Annotated in this window: 15 protein-coding genes, 1 tRNA gene and 2 pseudogenes; 10 read left to right on the top strand and 8 right to left on the bottom strand. The window is 67.2% G+C overall.

All coding sequences use genetic code 11. From position 1 onward, the window contains the following. The first annotated feature begins 55 nt into the window (after positions 1-55). Both ACZ522_RS15935 and ACZ522_RS15930 read left to right on the top strand, forming a co-directional pair. Complete coding sequence (locus ACZ522_RS15935) at positions 56-1,234, top strand: tubulin/FtsZ family protein (protein ID WP_379697424.1); 1,179 nt, start codon at positions 56-58, stop codon at positions 1,232-1,234. Between the two features lie 143 nt (positions 1,235-1,377). Then, positions 1,378-2,400 (top strand): transcription initiation factor IIB, encoded by a 1,023-nt coding sequence (locus ACZ522_RS15930; protein WP_379697426.1) that lies wholly within the window; start codon positions 1,378-1,380, stop codon positions 2,398-2,400. Positions 2,401-2,431: 31 nt separating this feature from the next. Here ACZ522_RS15930 and ACZ522_RS15925 read toward each other — a convergent pair whose 3' ends face one another. Together ACZ522_RS15925 and ACZ522_RS15920 are read right to left on the bottom strand one after the other, a co-directional pair. Further along, positions 2,432-2,653: a hypothetical protein gene (locus tag ACZ522_RS15925; protein ID WP_379697429.1), complete on the bottom strand. Its 222-nt coding sequence runs from the start codon at positions 2,651-2,653 to the stop codon at positions 2,432-2,434. A 44-nt stretch (positions 2,654-2,697) separates the two neighbouring features. After that, positions 2,698-3,186, bottom strand: coding sequence for a halocyanin domain-containing protein (locus tag ACZ522_RS15920; RefSeq protein WP_379697432.1), 489 nt, complete (start codon positions 3,184-3,186; stop codon positions 2,698-2,700). Positions 3,187-3,287: 101 nt separating this feature from the next. Between ACZ522_RS15920 and ACZ522_RS15915 the strand changes: the two are divergent. Further along, positions 3,288-3,518, top strand: a pseudogene (locus ACZ522_RS15915) (Htur_1727 family rSAM-partnered candidate RiPP); the annotation flags it as partial. A 78-nt stretch (positions 3,519-3,596) separates the two neighbouring features. Then, positions 3,597-3,995 (top strand): annotated as a pseudogene (locus ACZ522_RS15910) (SPASM domain-containing protein); the annotation flags it as partial. 12 nt (positions 3,996-4,007) lie between these two features. Here ACZ522_RS15910 and ACZ522_RS15905 read toward each other — a convergent pair. After that, on the bottom strand, positions 4,008-4,445 hold the full coding sequence (locus tag ACZ522_RS15905; RefSeq protein ID WP_379697435.1) for a universal stress protein: 438 nt from the start codon (positions 4,443-4,445) through the stop codon (positions 4,008-4,010). A gap of 134 nt (positions 4,446-4,579) precedes the next feature. Here ACZ522_RS15905 and ACZ522_RS15900 point away from each other — a divergent pair, with 134 nt between their 5' ends. The 3 genes from ACZ522_RS15900 to mobA all read left to right on the top strand — a co-directional run bounded on the left by ACZ522_RS15900 (position 4,580) and on the right by mobA (position 6,649). Further along, entirely contained in the window at positions 4,580-5,443 is an 864-nt protein-coding gene (locus tag ACZ522_RS15900; protein WP_379697438.1) for a universal stress protein, read from the top strand. A gap of 105 nt (positions 5,444-5,548) precedes the next feature. After that, complete coding sequence (locus tag ACZ522_RS15895) at positions 5,549-5,998, top strand: pyridoxamine 5'-phosphate oxidase family protein (RefSeq protein ID WP_379697441.1); 450 nt, start codon at positions 5,549-5,551, stop codon at positions 5,996-5,998. Between the two features lie 3 nt (positions 5,999-6,001). After that, positions 6,002-6,649, top strand: a complete 648-nt coding sequence (gene mobA, locus ACZ522_RS15890; RefSeq protein WP_379697444.1) for a molybdenum cofactor guanylyltransferase — start codon at positions 6,002-6,004, stop codon at positions 6,647-6,649. A gap of 3 nt (positions 6,650-6,652) precedes the next feature. Here mobA and yqeC read toward each other — a convergent pair whose 3' ends face one another. Further along, a complete protein-coding gene (gene yqeC, locus ACZ522_RS15885; protein WP_379697447.1) occupies positions 6,653-7,399 on the bottom strand; it encodes a selenium cofactor biosynthesis protein YqeC in 747 nt (248 codons plus the stop codon). Between the two features lie 135 nt (positions 7,400-7,534). Here yqeC and ACZ522_RS15880 point away from each other — a divergent pair, with 135 nt between their 5' ends. Further along, the gene (locus ACZ522_RS15880; protein WP_379697450.1) at positions 7,535-8,518 is read left to right on the top strand and encodes a class I SAM-dependent methyltransferase; all 984 of its coding nucleotides are present in this window, start codon (positions 7,535-7,537) and stop codon (positions 8,516-8,518) included. Positions 8,519-8,577: 59 nt separating this feature from the next. Further along, positions 8,578-8,650 (top strand) — tRNA-Thr (locus ACZ522_RS15875). A 78-nt stretch (positions 8,651-8,728) separates the two neighbouring features. Here the strand turns inward: ACZ522_RS15875 and ACZ522_RS15870 are convergent. Beyond that, entirely contained in the window at positions 8,729-9,037 is a 309-nt protein-coding gene (locus ACZ522_RS15870) for a hypothetical protein (protein WP_379697453.1), read from the bottom strand. A 404-nt stretch (positions 9,038-9,441) separates the two neighbouring features. Here ACZ522_RS15870 and dph5 point away from each other — a divergent pair, with 404 nt between their 5' ends. After that, positions 9,442-10,221 carry a diphthine synthase gene (gene dph5, locus ACZ522_RS15865; RefSeq protein WP_379697456.1) on the top strand — a complete coding sequence of 260 codons (780 nt, stop codon included), beginning with the start codon at positions 9,442-9,444 and terminating at the stop codon, positions 10,219-10,221. A 15-nt stretch (positions 10,222-10,236) separates the two neighbouring features. On the opposite strand, the gene artA is transcribed toward dph5, so the two are convergent. The 3 genes from artA to ACZ522_RS15850 all read right to left on the bottom strand — a co-directional run bounded on the left by artA (position 10,237) and on the right by ACZ522_RS15850 (position 15,667). Then, on the bottom strand, positions 10,237-11,181 hold the full coding sequence (gene artA / locus ACZ522_RS15860) for an archaeosortase A (protein WP_379697459.1): 945 nt from the start codon (positions 11,179-11,181) through the stop codon (positions 10,237-10,239). A 180-nt stretch (positions 11,182-11,361) separates the two neighbouring features. After that, positions 11,362-14,052, bottom strand: coding sequence for a DUF7827 domain-containing protein (locus tag ACZ522_RS15855; protein ID WP_379697462.1), 2,691 nt, complete (start codon positions 14,050-14,052; stop codon positions 11,362-11,364). 847 nt (positions 14,053-14,899) lie between these two features. Beyond that, positions 14,900-15,667, bottom strand: a complete 768-nt coding sequence (locus ACZ522_RS15850) for a VOC family protein (protein WP_379697465.1) — start codon at positions 15,665-15,667, stop codon at positions 14,900-14,902. Positions 15,668-15,730: the final 63 nt, after the last annotated feature.

Below are 15,730 nucleotides of genomic sequence, written 5' to 3'. Positions count from 1 at the left end.
TTGATACGGTCACGGCGCGTGTGTGGTGGCGACTGGCTCGTCTCAGGTGTTAAACATGAACGTCGCACTCATCGGGGTCGGACTGGCGGGGGGGAGAATCGTCGAGTCGCTCCTGGCGTACGAGGCGGACGCGGGCGTCGATTTCGTGACGGACGCTCTCGCGGTGAACACCGCCCGCGCCGACTTAGTGGAGCTCGAACGCCTCCCGGAGGACCGCCGCGTCCTCGTCGGTCAATCCCGGGTGAAGGGCCACGGCGTCGGCGCGGACAACGAACTCGGCGCGGAGGTGACCAGAGAGGACATCGGGAACGTCCTCTCGGTGGTGGACGAGTTCTCGACGCACGAGGTGGACGCCTTCCTCGTCGTCGCCGGACTCGGCGGCGGCACCGGAAGCGGCGGCGGCCCGGTCGTCGCCGAGGAGCTCAGCCGGGTGTACGCCGAACCGGTGTTCGGACTCGGCGTCCTCCCGGGGCGCGACGACGACGAGATAAACACGCTCAACGCCGCGCGGTCGTTCCCGACGTTCGTCCGCGAGGTGGAGAACCTGATCCTCTTCGACAACGACGCGTGGCGGCAGTCCGGCGGGAAGATTTCGGACGGCTACGAGAGCCTCAACCGGGAGCTCGCCCGACGCCTCGGCGTCGTGCTGAGCGCCGGCGAAACCGACGAGACGGACGACGACGGCGCCGTCCGGACGGCCGACGTGCGCGACACCCTCGCCGGCGGCGGCGTCTCCACTATCGGATACGCGAGCGTGGAGGTGCGGCGTCCCAAGCGCGGACTCGTCGCCCGACTCCTCGGTTCGACCCCGGACCGCGACGAGGGGAAGGTGACGAACAGGGTGACGTCGCTCGTCCGGCGGGCGACGCTGAGTCGCCTCACCGTCCCCTGCGACGTCAAGAGCGCCGACCGGGGGTTGGTCGTCGTCGCCGGACCCCGCGGCGAGGTGTCCCGCCGAGGGGTCGAACGCGGCCGAGAGTGGGTCCGCGAGGAGACGGCGTTGACGGAGATTCGCGCCGGCGGCTGCCCGATGAACTCCGAGTCCGTCGCGGCGGCCGTCCTCCTGTCGGGCGTGAGCGACGTGCCGCGACTGACGGAACTCCGGCGGACGGCCGTCGAGATGCGCCGCGACATCCTCGAAAAGGACTCCGCGGGCGGCCACCGCTACCGGAGCCTGATTCGGGCGTCCGGCGGCGACGACGGCGACGAAGAGTCCATCGAACCCCTGTTTTGAGCGTCGACGCGGAACGCCGACGAATCGTCGGCGACGACAACTATCCGGTAAGCAATCCGCCACCACGGTTTTGACTCGACCCTCCGTTAGGTAAAATCGAATTCGGGACCGGCGGCCGTTCTCGCCGGTTCGAAACCAAATCTATGAGCGACACCTCCTCGGTAACCGCGCGCCGCCGCGGTGAGACGGACGAGACGCGAACAGAACGCCCCGAACGCGAAGACGGGGACGAGAAACGTCGATGTCCGGAGTGCGCGTCGTCCGCACTCGTCGCCGACGAGGAGCACGGGGAGACGGTCTGCGACGACTGCGGACTCGTCGTCGAGGAGGACTCCGTGGACCGCGGCCCCGAGTGGCGCGCCTTCGACGCCGCCGAACGCGACGAGAAGTCCCGCGTCGGCGCGCCGACGACGAACACGATGCACGACAGGGGCCTCTCGACCAACATCGGTCGGGAGAACAGAGACAGCAACGGCAACGCCCTCTCGTCGCGGCAACGGAAGCGGATGCACCGCCTCCGCACGTGGAACGAACGCTTCCGCACCCGCGACTCGAAGGAGCGCAACCTGAAGCAAGCGCTCGGCGAGATCGACCGGATGGCCTCCGCGTTGGGCCTGCCCGAGAACGTCCGCGAGACGGCATCGGTCATCTACCGCCGCGCACTCGACGACGGCCTCCTGCCCGGACGCTCCATCGAGGGGATCGCGACGGCGTCGCTGTACGCCGCCGCGCGGATGGCGCACGTCCCGCGTTCGCTCGACGAACTCGCGCGCGTCTCCCGCGTGGACGAACGGGAGTTCCAGGGAGCGTACCGATACCTCGTCCGGGAACTCGGCCTCGAAATCGAACCCGCGGACCCGGCGGAGTACCTCCCGCGGTTCGCCTCCGAACTCGACGTGCCGGCGGGGACGGAGCGAACCGCCCGCGAACTCCTCGACGACGCCAAGGAGGCGAACCTCCACTCGGGGAAGTCGCCGGTCGGGCTGGCCGCCGCCGCCCTGTACGCCGCCGTCCGACTGACGAACGTCCACGTCACGCAGACGATGATAGCCGACGTGAGCGACATCTCCGAGGTGACGATTCGCAACCGCTATCAGGAACTCCTCGACGCGAGCGAGGAGTCCGCCTTCTCCGACGGTCCGGGCGCGACGCGGCCGAGTCCCTGACTCCGGAGGCGGGCGAACCGCCGCCGGCCGGTCAGAGGATGGACGGGTCGGGTGCGCGCGCGGCGTCCTCGTTCAGAATCGACAGGAGATTCTCGTACGGAACGAACGCGAGAAACGTCTCCTCTCCGTCCGACGGCGTCCGACGGGCCGACGGCCGTCGCTCCTCGACCGAGTACAGTTCGACCCCGTGGTCGCCCAACTCGAAGCGGTCGCAGACCACGTCGCGGTTCCGGGTGACGGCGCGGTACGTCATGGGTGGCGGTACGCGCTCGACGCGCTTGAACGTGAGCGTCTCGCTCACTCCACCACGACGACGCCCTTCATCCCCATCGCCCGGTGCGGGGTGCAGAAGTACTTGAACGTCCCCGCCTCCTCGAACGTCCGAGAGAACGTGTGCCCTCCCTCGCTCGTGCGTTCGGACGCGAACGAGTCGTCGGCCGCGACCACGTCGTGGGCGTTGCCCTTCCCGGTCCACGTCCAGACGACCGTCGTCCCCGCCGAGACGCGAACCGCGGCGGGAGAGAAGCCGTACGCCCCGCCGTTCGCCCGCGAACCGACCGTCACTTCGACCTCCGAGGCGTCCGTCTCGTCGACCACGCCGTCGTAGTTCGTCGTCGCGCCGAGCCATCCGCCGAAATCGCGCTTCGACGCCGCGTCCGAGGACCCCTCTCCGCCGGACCCCTGCGACGGCGTAGTGCCGCCGCCGGAACAGCCGGCGAGGGCCGTCAGCGTCGCTGTCGCGGCCGAACCGACGAACGCCCGCCGCGAGAGACTGTCTCCGTGCATCGTCTCCCCGTCGCGGCAGGCCGGCAAAACCGGTTCGGTCCGTTCCCGGCGACCGGGAACGACCGAGCGAACCGTAGGTGGGGTCGCTCGTAGGCGGACGTATGAACGGGGACGACAAGAACCCGGACGCACTGGACGCCGACGCGAACGCGGACGCGAGACGCGCCGGGACGGACGCACGACGCACCGAGGACCGCCACCCGCGGCGGGCGCGCCCCGACGCGGGGAGGGAGTGGGAACTGTTCGTCCGCGAGGAGGCGGCGGAACCCCTCCGACACGTCGGCAGCGTGAGCGGTCGGACCGCCGCCGTCGCGCGCGAACGGGCCGAGTCGCTGTTCGGGTGGGCCGCGGAGGGGATGTGGCTCTGCCCGGCCGACGAGGTGCGGCGCGTCGGCGGGCGGCCCCTCGACGGCGAGGAGTGCGCCGACGACGGAGCGGACGCAACGCGCGCGGACGGCGGCGACCCGACCGGCGAACGCGTCGCCGACGTGGACTACTGCGGCAACGTCCACCCCACACAGTTCTGGCAGGGGTACAGCCTCGGAAACGTCCGCGACAGGCCGTTCGGGGCCATCTGGGAGGACGAGTCGAACCCTCTCCTGACCGCCCTCCGGGAGCGAGAAGGCCACCTCACGGGCCGGTGCGCCGACTGTCGGTACCGGGACATCTGCCGCGGCGCGTCCCGCCTCCGCGTCCTCTCCACCGGGGGCGGCGTGTTCGCGCCCGACCCGCAGTGTTACCTCACCGAGTCGGAACGACTCGGGACGGACTCCGCGGACCCCTCGGGAACGGGGACGGCGGCGGACTGACTCGCTTCCACCCTACTCCCCGGCGCGGACGGTCAGCACGGGGGCGTCGCACCGCCGGACGACCCGTTCGGTGACGCTTCCGATGAGCGCTCGCTTCAGCCCCGTCCGGCCGTGCGTCCCCATCACGACGAGGTCAGCACCCGCCTCCGCCGCGGCGTCGAGTATCTCGACGTGCGGGATGCCTATCGTCACCTCCGTCTCGGTGCGGACGCCCGCCTCCGCGGCGCGTTCGGCGGCGTCGTCGACTAACTGCTCCGCCCGCCCGCGGAGCGAACGGCGCACGCCGTCTACGGGTGCGCTCTCGGGCGACAGCATACCCGCGTCGCCGATATCCACGACGGAGAGGATGCGGAGCGTCGCGTCGTACGTCTCCGCGAGTTCTATCGCCCGGTCGAGGGCGGCGTCCGCCGGGGCGCTTCCGTCGGTGGGGACGAGAATCGTCCGGTACATGGGGAGTCGTACGCGCCGCAGAACCGTGTAGTCACCGCCGATTCGGGCCGAGTCGCCCGTCGCCCGCCCCGAGTCCCTCCGTGCCGCCGGGACGGCCTCCCGGCTTTTTCTCTCTCGGTCCCCTACCGCACGCCATGGACGGACTCGACTCCTGCGATCGCGTTCTCGTGCCGACCGACCGAGACGACCACGTGGTCGCCTTGGACCACGCCGTCGAAATCGCCCGCCGGTGCGACGCCGAGGTGTACGTCCTCTCGGTCGTGAACCCCTACGACATGTCGACGGTGGCGGAACGGGAGGAGGCCGAGTCGCGCGCCGAGGAGGTGGTAACGGACGCCGAAGAGAGAGCCCGCGCAGAGGGCGTCGCCGCCGACTCGGCCGTCGAGACGGGAGAACCGAGCGAACAGATACTGGAGGCGGTGGACCGGACGGACGCCGACGTGGTGGCGATGGGGACGCACGGGCGGCGCGGCACGGAGCGATACGTCGTCGGGAGCGTCGCCGAGAAAGTCGTCCGACACTCGCCCGTCCCGGTGTTGACGGTCAGAATCGACGCGCCCGGCGAGTTGCCGTACCGGGAAGTCGTCGTGCCGACCGACGGAAGCGAGGCGAACGACCCCGCCGAGGAGTGGGGCGTCGCCGTCGCCGCGGCGTTCGACGCGGAGGTCCGCGCCCTCTCGGTCGTCGAATCTTCCCGAATCCCCGGCGGGGACTCGGAGGAGGAACGGGACGCGGCCGCCGAGGCGGCGGTCGAGGAAGTACTCGACCGGGCCGAGCGCGCGGGCGCGGCGGCCGCCGGCGCGGTCGAACGCGGCGACGTCCACGAGGAGATTCTCTCCCACTGCGAGGCGGTGGGCGGTGACCTCGTCGTGATGGGCACGCACGGCCGGACGGGACTGAAGCACGCCCTCATCGGGAGCGTCGCCGAGAAAGTCGTCCGCCTCTCGGACGTTCCGGTTCTGACCGTCCCCGGCGACGGCGAGGACGGTACTCGGTGATCGAGACGGGCCGAACGCCAACGAGGACGGCGGGCGGTCGAACGAACGCGACGGAACGCGAGACGATAGCAGCGATTCATTGCGTTCGCCGACGTACGGACGGGCATGGACAACGTCGAGTTTGTGTACATGGTCGGGATGGACGAGGCTGACGTCGCGCGCCGCCTCGAAGAGGGCTTCGCGGGCGTTCTTTCGCTCGCTAACGACGGTGTCGCCTACGGCGTCCCGGCGTCCTATCACTACGACGGCGCGGAGAACCGACTACTCGTCAGGCTGAGCGACGACGGAGAGAGTTCGACGGTTAGGTTCCTCGGCGAAACCGAGCAGGCGTCCTTTCTCCTCCACGACGTCGCGGACGAAGACGGCCACTCTTGGAGCGTCATCGTCTGCGGTTCGCTCCGTCTCCTGCCGGACGAGATGTTCACCGAGACGGAGATAAACGACCTGTTCGACCCCGTATCCGTCTTCGACGAGGACGTCGCCGACGTTCGAATCCGCGTCGCTGAACTGACGCCGACGCAAGTGAGCGGCCGCATGACGGCACCGGGTCAGTAACGGATGAGCGACCGCACTCCGAACCGGGAGGACGCGTTCGAGGGCGTCGTCCTCGGCGGCGGGTACTCGACTCGCTTCGACGACGAGGACAAGGCCCTCGCGGAACTCCGGGGCCGTCCCCTCCTCGCGCACGTCGTCTCCCGACTCGGGACGGTGTGCGACCGGGTCGTCCTCAACTGCCGCGAGGAGCAAGCGACGGCCCACCGCGCGGCCGTCGAGGACTGCGACGTGCCCGTCGCCGTCGCCGTGGATCCCGAACCCGACCGCGGCCCGATGGCCGGCATCGCCGCCGGACTCCGCGCCGTCGAAGCCGAATACGCCGCTGTCGTCGCCTGCGACATGCCGTTTCTCGACCCCGCGTTCCTCCGCTACCTCCGCCGGCGCGCCGAGGGGCGGGACGCCGCCGTCCCGCAACGCGAGGACGAGTGGTACCAGACGACGCAGGCGGTGTACCGCGCGGAGGCGATGGCCGACGCCTGCGAACGCGCACTCAAACGCGGCGAGGGGAAGATACTGGCCGCACTGGAGGAGGTAGACTGGGCGACGGTCGGCGAGGCTGACATCGCGGCGCACGCCGCCGCCGACACCTTCGAGAACGTCAACACCCGCGAGGAACTGGCCGAGGCGGAGCGGAAACTCCGGGAGGGGTGAACGCTACCGCATTACGACGTCGACGACGGGGTCCTCGGCGGTCATCCGCGTGAGGAGCACTCGGTCCACCGCCGACGCCGTCGTTCCGTCGAGGACGCCCCGCGCTATCTCCCGGGCCGCGTCGGCGAGTTCGGGCGTATCGACCATGTTGACCGTCGGGATCGCCCGCGCGCCGTCCGGAACGCCTTTCAGGCCGCCGTTCTCGTGCCCCAGGACCGCCGCGACGTGCGACGGGCGAATCTCCTCGCCCTCCTCGACGCCCGCGAGTTCGCTCACCCTCTCGGGTCGGTGGACCGCCCGTTCGGAGAGGGGTTCGCCGACGACGCGCGCCGACGCGAGAGGGAGAACGTGCGTCGCGGCGGCGGGTATCTGCGGTTCGCGGTCGTTCGGGGCCTTCAGCAGGCGGGTCCGCGCGCCGTCGGCTTTCACCAGTAGGGGGCCGACGCCCGCGGCGGCGAGTGCGTCCACGACGCCGGGGTCGTAGCCGAGGTAGCGGTCCTCCCGTTCGCGTTCGGGCACGAGACCCAACGGTCGCCGCGCCTCCTCGGCGGCCGCCGCCTCCGGATCCGCCGTGACGACGACCCGTTCGACTTCCTCGTCGAAGATGGGAATCCTGACGGTGGCGGTGACGACGCCGCCCGTCTCCGCGGCGAGGCGGTAGAGCGTCGTCTTCTTGCCGCCCGCGCCGACGACGGCGACGACCGAGTCGTCGTCGATGGCGAGCGTCTCCGAGAGCGTTGGTTCGGTCACTGGGGTGTCACCTCGGCGAAACCGTCGCGCGGCGGACGGATAGGCGTTTCCTCGGCGCTCTCCCGCCGCCTCGGACCGCCCGCCGGCGAACCGCCGAAGCGTCACGCTTACTCTCCCCCGCCGGCAGGTTCGGGTATGAACGTCCCCTGCGTCCGCGTCCCGCGAACCGACGGCGAGGCGACGCGCCGCGCCCTCGCGGAGGCGGACTGTATCGACCGGGACTTCGAGATTGCGGTCGAAGACGGGCACCTCTACATCCCCGTGACCGACGCCGCGGCGGTCCCCGAGGAGTTCGAGGTGGTCGAGTTCGACGCCGAGGCCCGCCGTCGACAACGGACGCCCGCCGACATCCTCGGCTTCGAACCGACGTACGAACGACTGGGCGACATCGTCATCGTAGACGAGGACGACGACGAACGCGCCCGCGAGATAGCCGACGCCGTCGTCGAATCCGACCTCCCGGCCGACACCGTCGTCAACCGGGCCTCGAAAGTCAAGGGCGAACTTCGCGTCCGCGACTGGGACGTCCTCGCGGGCGAGGACACGGAGGCGGTCCACCGCGAGTACGGCTGCGAGTTCCTCCTCGACATCGCGGAGGTGTACTTCTCGCCGCGACTGGCGACGGAGCGACACCGCGTGGCCGAACAGGTCGAACCCGGCGAGAACGCGTTCGACATGTTCGCCGGCGTCGGCCCGTTCGTCGTCCCCTTCGCCAAGCGAGGCGCGGCGGTGGTCGGCTGCGACCTGAACGAGGCGGCGATTCGGTACCTCCGCGAGAACGCGCGCCGCAACGGCGTCGAAGACCGGGTGACCGCCGTCCACGGCGACGTGCGCGAGGTGGCCGGAGCGTACGAGGGGTGGGCCGACCGAATCGTGATGAACCTCCCCCACAGCGCCGACGACTTCCTCGACACCGCGGTCCGACTCGCCGGCGACGACTGCGTGGTTCACTACTACGACATCCAACACGAGGACGACCCGTACGGCCCCGGTATCTCGGCGATTCGCGACGCCGCCGAACCGCGGTACGACGTCGAGGTACTGACCGAACACGCCGTCCGGTCGTACGCGCCGCACGAACTCAACGTGTGCGTGGATGTCAGGCTCACCTCGCGCTAATTCGGAAGCCTTTTCTTGTTCATCGGGTTACCAGAGAGTGCGTTCCGATGCACGCACGCGCCGGTGTAGCTCAGCTGGCAGAGCGATTCCTTCGTAAGGAATAGGCCGAGGGTTCAAATCCCTCCACCGGCTTACTTCTCTCTTCACTCAGCCTTCGAGTACCTCGGTGTCCGTCTCCGTGTCGCGATTCGGAGAAGACTCGGGCGGGCGTTACTGCCGGGCGAATCGAAGCCGAACGTCCCCGACCGTCCGTTCCGTGACCGTCTGCAGTCGGAGGGGTTCCATCGAGTTACCGACGACGGCGTCGTACGTCTTCGAGACGGTGAACTCCTCGTGGTCGGTCGTCCCCCAGACGACGGCGTCGATGACTTGGGTGTCGTTCAATTTGACCTCGGATCGGTCGTCGGTCCAGAGAACCGTCACGGGCATCTCGTCCGCGTCCCCGGCGGAGTCGGAGGCGTTCGAGGGGGTGGCGGCGGCGGCGCGGAGACTACCGTTCGATTGTGTATGTTCGATCATAGATACTGAAATGGATACTGACGTGTCTCCGGCGGAGACACGCGTTCAAATGTGTATCGAAGTTCCGAAGGCGGTCGCTCGCCGGCGACGCCCGCCGCACTGGCGAGTGGACGCCCGGTCCGTCCGGCACCGTTCGATGGCACGGGGACGACAGTCCTCGCGGCCGGTCAGAACGCGACGCGTTCCGGTGGCATCGCTCGCGCCCGTCGGTCCTCTCGACGACCCCCTCCGGCGCGGTCACCAGGCGCACCGGATTCGCGGGGGTGTCGTCCGAACAAACCAGGGCGTTCGTACGCCCACCGGTAGTATATCCTCCCGGCTTAAATTTGTACTGTACTGACACGTGGCGGTCGTCGCCCCGTCGCTTCAGGCACTTTATCATCCGCGGCGGCGGAGGAGGGGGTATGCTCACGTTCATCGGTCTCGGTCTGTACGACGAACGTTCGATAACCGTCGAGGGCAGAGACGCGCTTCGAGAGGCGGACCGGGCGTACGCGGAGTTCTACACGAGCAAACTCCTCGGTGCGACCGTCGAGGAACTTCGGTCGTACCACGGCGCCGATATCGAGGTTCTCGGACGGGAGGGCGTCGAACAGCGTCCCGACGAGATGCTCGACGCCGCCGAGACCGAGGACGTGGCGTTTCTCACCGCCGGCGACACGATGATATCGACGACGCATGTCGACCTGCGGCTTCGAGCGATAGCGCGCGGTATCGAGACGCGCGTCGTCCACGGCGTGACCGCCCAGTCGGCCGCGAGCGGTCTGAGCGGACTTCAGAACTACCGGTTCGGCAAGGCCGTGACGCTCCCGTTCCCGTACGCGCACGGCGCCGAGGGCGTCCCGCAGAGCGTCGTCGATTCCATCGAGGCGAACCGAGAGCGAGGGCTCCACACGCTGGTGTACCTCGATATAAAGGCCGACCGCGACGAGTACATGACCGCGGACTTCGCCGCCGGGGAGCTGGCGTCCGACTGGAAGGACGTCCTCGGCGTCGTCGTCGCCCGCGCGGGGAGTCCGGACCCCGCGGTGGCGGCGGACCGGCTCTCCGCCCTCGCCGACCGCGAGTTCGGCGACCCCCTTCACATGCTCCTGATTCCCGGTGACCTCCACCACGTCGAGGCCGACGCGGTGGGAACGCTCGGCGGCGCGCCGGACGACGTGGTCGCCGAGAACGAACTGTAAACCGCTCTTGACCGCTCAGACGCTTCCGCCGCGGTTCGTCCCCTGCACGTCCTCCACGTCGAGCGCCTCCGCCAAGTCGTACTCGTCGCCGGTGAGCATGTACAGCACGTCCTCGACCACCGTGAGGAGCTCCGGCAGTTCGCGGACGACGAGGTAGGTGATGCCGACGAGAGCGACGACGGCGAGCAGTTGACTGATTATCCGATCGGAGATGAAAAACGAGACCATGTAGGGGTCGCTCGACCCGAACAGAAGCAGTATCTCGTCGACGAAGAACTGGAAGTACTGCTTTCCGAACGCGATGGTGATGAACGTCGTCCGGAGCAGGTTGAGCGCGTAGATGATGGGGATGGCGATGGCCAGCGCGCGGAGTTTCCGCCGGAGCGGAGCCTTCACCGCGGCGATGAGGCCCGCGAAGATGGTCATGCTCCCGAGGCCGGTACACGCGAGGACGACGGACACTTCGAGGCGGTGGTCGCCGGCCCAGAAGCGGAACGTGTTCAGATAGCCCTGTTCGCCGACGACGAGTTCGGGGTGGTAGCCGAGGGCGTTGACCAGGAACCCCGTCTGCGCGGCGACCGTCTCCATCAGGACGCCTCTCGGCGCGGGCACGCGGAGTCCGAGGAGCGTGAACGCGGGGATCGTCTCGAACGGGAGGTAGACGGCACCCATCACGGCGACGGCGCGCGAGAGGACGAACAGCGTACTTCGGCCGGAGTAGAGGAGATAGCCAGCGTAGAGACACGCCGGGACGGCCGCGAGCGAGAGGAACCCCTCGATGTAGCTCTTGTGGACGAACGCGAAGTGGGGGACCAACTGCAGCCAAAAGAGCGCGAAACCGGCCCACGCGGCCACGGTGACGTATCGCGCGTACCGCTCGTCGCGGCGTTCGAGTAACGCGCCGGCGACGAACGTCAGGATGACGACCCACGCGAGGCCGTCGGAGAGAACTCCGGGCATAGACGAACGATATCGCGTTCGGATTAAATCCCTTGTCGTTCTGTGCGCCGTCCGAGTCGAAGCGCGAACGGGCGACTACCGGCGGTACGGCGGGTGAGACGGAGCCGTCGCTCGCCGAACGAGTCCGAAAGAAAGGAAAAAGGACCGAGTCGGAGGGAAACCCTCCGGGGGCTCAGTTAGTTAGTCGCGGCGGACGGCGAGGAGCGCCGCAGCGAGGAGCGCGATGACAGCGACGACCACGCCGAAGCCGGGCGTGCTCGTGTCAGTCGGCTCGTCGGTTGCGGGCTGCTCGGTCGTGCCAGCGTCCGTCGTCGCGGCCGTCGTCGTGGCCGGCGTGCCGGTCGTCGCCGTCTCGGTCGGGCCCTGCGTCGTGACCGTACCGTTGTCCGTCACGGTTTCGGTCGTCTGGGAGCCCTCGACGACGTTACCCTCGAACGATTCCTGCTCGTCGAAGGAGGTGCCAGCGACCGAGCGCACGATGAAGTCGAACGTGTCGCCGGTGTTCTGACCACTGAAGTCGAACGTAGCAGAGAACGTGTTGTTCTCCGTGACGTAGACCGACGAGGTCTTCAGGAAGCTCGGCTGCGTGTCTCCGCTGCTGCGGACGCGCAGGCTGAGCTGCGTACCGGGTGCGAGAGTGGTCTCGCCCTCGACCGTCTGGCTGGCGGCGTTCGAGACGTTGACGGGCTCGTCGACGCTGACGGTGCCCTCGACGATCTCGTAGTCGACGGAAACGGACTCGTTGTTGCTCACGAGCGCGTTGTCGGCGCTCTTGTTGAGCTTGAACGTAGCCGTGAGGCCGTCGCCGTTCTGCAGCGACTTACCCGATTCTTCGCGGATCACGTCGCTCGTGTCGAACATGACGAAGTACGTGTCGTTCTCCGCGTCGGAGACGACCGTCACGTCGTCGGAGTAGTTGACCGTCCACGGCTGGCGGTTGACGTTAGCTTCGGTCTGGTTGACCTTCAGCGACGCGAGGTCGCTCTCGAGGAGAGCGACGAACGCCGCCGTCTCGTCGTTGCCCTGGTTCGCGAGGTAACCCTCGAGACCCGAGGCGTTGATCTGGTGGATAGCGTAGTCGCCGTTGGCGATTTTGCTGTCCAGCGTGACGTTATTGTTCGCGGCCGCCTCGTAGAGACCGGACTTGTCGAGGTCGTTCGCGCTCAGACCCGAGGGAGCGGTCCACGTGTTGATCGAGTCCGTGGAGCGCTCTTCGAGGACGAGCGTACCGAGGTCGGTCGACTCGGCGTCGTTGTATTCGTTACCGGGGTCGACAGAGAGGTCGTACTCGCCCGCATCGAGGAGCGCGTTGACCGTGTTCTGTTCGTCGGGGTCGACGTTGTCGAGGGAGTCCTCGTCGCCGACGACGGTCACGACATCGCCACCTGCGCTCGCCGCGTAGGTGTTGAACTGGAGCGTGACCTGGTTGTCGTCATCGTCACCGTCGGAGACGGTGGCGTTGAGACGGTAGCCGACGTCCGGCGATCCGATCTGGACCGTCGCGGTGTCGGTGTTTTCGAGCTGGACGGTGATGTTCGCAACGTCACCGCGCTGCTCGGTGACGATCTTCTGCGTGAAGGACGCGTCAGAGTTGCCCTTCGCCTTGAGGTTGTACTTCGACGTCGTCTTCGTGACGCCGGAGTCGACGTCCGTCACTTCGACCGTGTACGTGCCCGTGCTGAGGCCCGAGGTGTCGAAGTTGAACGTGGCTTCACCGCTGTTGGAGCCGGTGGTGAGCTCTTGCGTGCTACCGACCTGCGTGTCCTTGGAGTTGTAGAGCTTCGCCTCGATGGTGCGGCCGCCAGCGTTCGTGCTGACGGTGCCCTTGATGGCGTCGCCCTTCGTGACGTTCAGGCTCGAAGCCTTCACGGAGAGACCGAGGTCACGGAGACCCAGGTCGAAGCCGCCCTCGGCGGACTCGAACTGGTACGTCGCGGTGGCGTTGCGTTCCGAGGTGTTGAAGAGGTAGTAGACGCTGTTCGCGCCGGTGTAACCGTCGAAGATGAACTTACCGGATTTCGTCTCGACAGAGACACCTTCGTTCTCGTTCGCGGTGACGCCAGAGGCGTTGTACGCGACGAGCTCGCCCTGGTAGGCGTTGCCGTCCTTCGTACCGTCAGGCTGACCGGACGTCTCGCTGATGACACCCGAGGTGACGGTCACCGACTCGTTCTCGACGGTGATGGAGTTCCCCTGTACGTCAGCGACGGGGGTGGTGAAGTTGACTTCGACGTCGGAGTTAGCCGAGACGTCGCCCATGACGAGGTCGAACGTGATGCGACCCGTACTCTGGCTGAACGTCGTGGCGTCGATGTCCTTGGACTCTCCGTCAACGAAGACTTCGACTTCGCTAGCCGAGAGTGCGGTAGAACCATCCTCCTGGTAGAGCGTCTCGTCCGCGTCGAACGAGACTTCGATGGTACCGCCGGCCTCGATAGCGCTGTCGAAGGATGGGGCATCGGCGTCAACATCGAAGGAGCCCGTTGCTTCCTTCGTGTTGGTGCTACCAGATTCGTAGGCGTACAGCGTGTACGTGCCCGATTCGTCCGGGACGTTAGCCGCATCGAAGGAGTCACTGCCAGCGCCTTCAGTGCCGCCATTGTCGTCAGTGACAGTGATCGAAGCTTCTCCACTCTGCTTCGTCCCGTCTCCGTTCGTGTCTATCCAGATAACGATATCATCTGCTGTAGCGTCTCCGTCACTCGCCTGTACGTTGAGGCCAGAGTCAGCCCCGACAGGCGCGTTAGTCGCGGAAACGCTAGTCGCGGCCGCAGCAGCCGTGCCCGTGAACGCGATGGTGCCGGCGAAGACCGACAGGACCATCAGCGCGGCGAGCGCGACGGCGCGGATTTGCTTTTGTTTGCTTGTCATGTTTAGTTTGGGTAGGTCGCAATCGGCAACAGCATCTTTCTGCCGTCCCGCGTGTCCGACTCCCGACGGAGCCGAACCCGGACGGCGGTACTCGGTGTTGTCACCTTGGGTAGGGGTACTGGCAACTACAGAGAAGCCACGTTATATATTTTGTGTATTTCACTCTGAGTTGTCAATCAGTAATTAGTATGTGAGTGGTGCAGTACGGGACGTACAGAACGTCTCACCGGCGATTATCACTCTGCGCGAGGGTGGTGCCGGCGGCGTTCGGGGGTGCATACTCGGCGGTCTACGGCCGGTCGAACGGCGAACGAGTCACTGTCAGGGAACGGTCTGGTCAATTTCCGCGGAAATCATCCTCGCCCGGAGGTGGTCGATTCGAGGCGACGGAGTACGAGGAGGCGGACGTTCCGACTGCGAAGCATCTCGGACGGACTCCCGTGAAGGACGCGTCTACTCGCGTGAGAGGTCCTGGAGAACGCCGTCGAGCGAACGCACGTTCGGTGGAAAGCGCGTTTGCGCCGGTGTGGGACCGTCGCAAACGCAGTCCCCACCTCGTTCGCCGAGGAACGAGGCGTCGAAATACCCCAGCGTCCGACGACGCTGTCAGCCGGTCGAACGGTCCCCTTCCGCAGTTTCCGAACGGGAGGTGACCTACTGACCGTACTGAGACTGATTTGCAGATAGAGAGAAACAATTTTCGGAGTAGATATTCACATAATTTTATACTACGTGCCGGAGGGCGTGGTCCCTCGTCGGTGGGGAATCGACGAGGCGCGGTGGGGGACGATAGGGGCGACGAAGAAAAGTCGTGACGGCGATGCGTCGAGGCGGCGGACGTTCGGACTCAGTCGTCGGGGTTCAGAATCTCTATCTCGTGGCCGTCGGGGTCCTTCGTGAACGCGTAGCGCTGGTCGCAGGACTCGGGGTCGCGGTAGTCCTCCGCCTCGCGTTCCATCAGGGTATCCCAGTACTCGCTCAGGTCGTCCGCGCGGACGCAGACGTGTCCCCAGGCGTCGCCCATCGTGTAACTACGGCCGTCGTAGTTGTAGGTGAGTTCGACCGCCATCGCCTCCTCGGCGGCGTCCTCGGGCTTCATGAAGTAGTTCGCGAACGTGTCGGACTCCCAGCGGCCGGTGTGTTCGTACTCGAACTTCCGCGTCCAGAAGCCGAGTGCCTCGTCGGCGTCCTCGACGCGCATCATCGTGTGGTCGATGCTCCACTTCGCGCCCTGGTCGCGTTGGACGATTTCGACCTCGTGGCCGTCGGGGTCTTTGACGAACGCGTAGCGTCCGCCGCAGGACTCGGGGTCGCGGTAGTCTTCGACGCCCTCGTCCATCAGTTGCTGGTAGGCGTCTTCGAGTTCGCCCTCGGGAACCCGGACGGCGATGTGGCCCCACGCGTCGCCCATCTCGTACGTCCGGTCGTCGTGGTTGTACGTCAGTTCGAGGACCGCGCCGTCCTCGTGGACGTCCTCCGGGCCGAGGTAGACGTTCGTGAACGTGTCTGCCTCCCAGCGACCCTTCTCCTCATAGTCGAAGTGAGTCTGGTACCAGTCGAGCGATTCGTCGAGGTCCTCGACGCGCATCATCACGTGGTCAAGTACTCCGGACATACACGTAGAGGATCGGTCGGCGCGTCGAAAAGGGTACCGAACGCGGAAGCCCCCGACGCCCGT

The organism is Halopelagius fulvigenes, from assembly GCF_055398025.1.
This window is presented reverse-complemented; position numbering and strand designations above follow the sequence as displayed.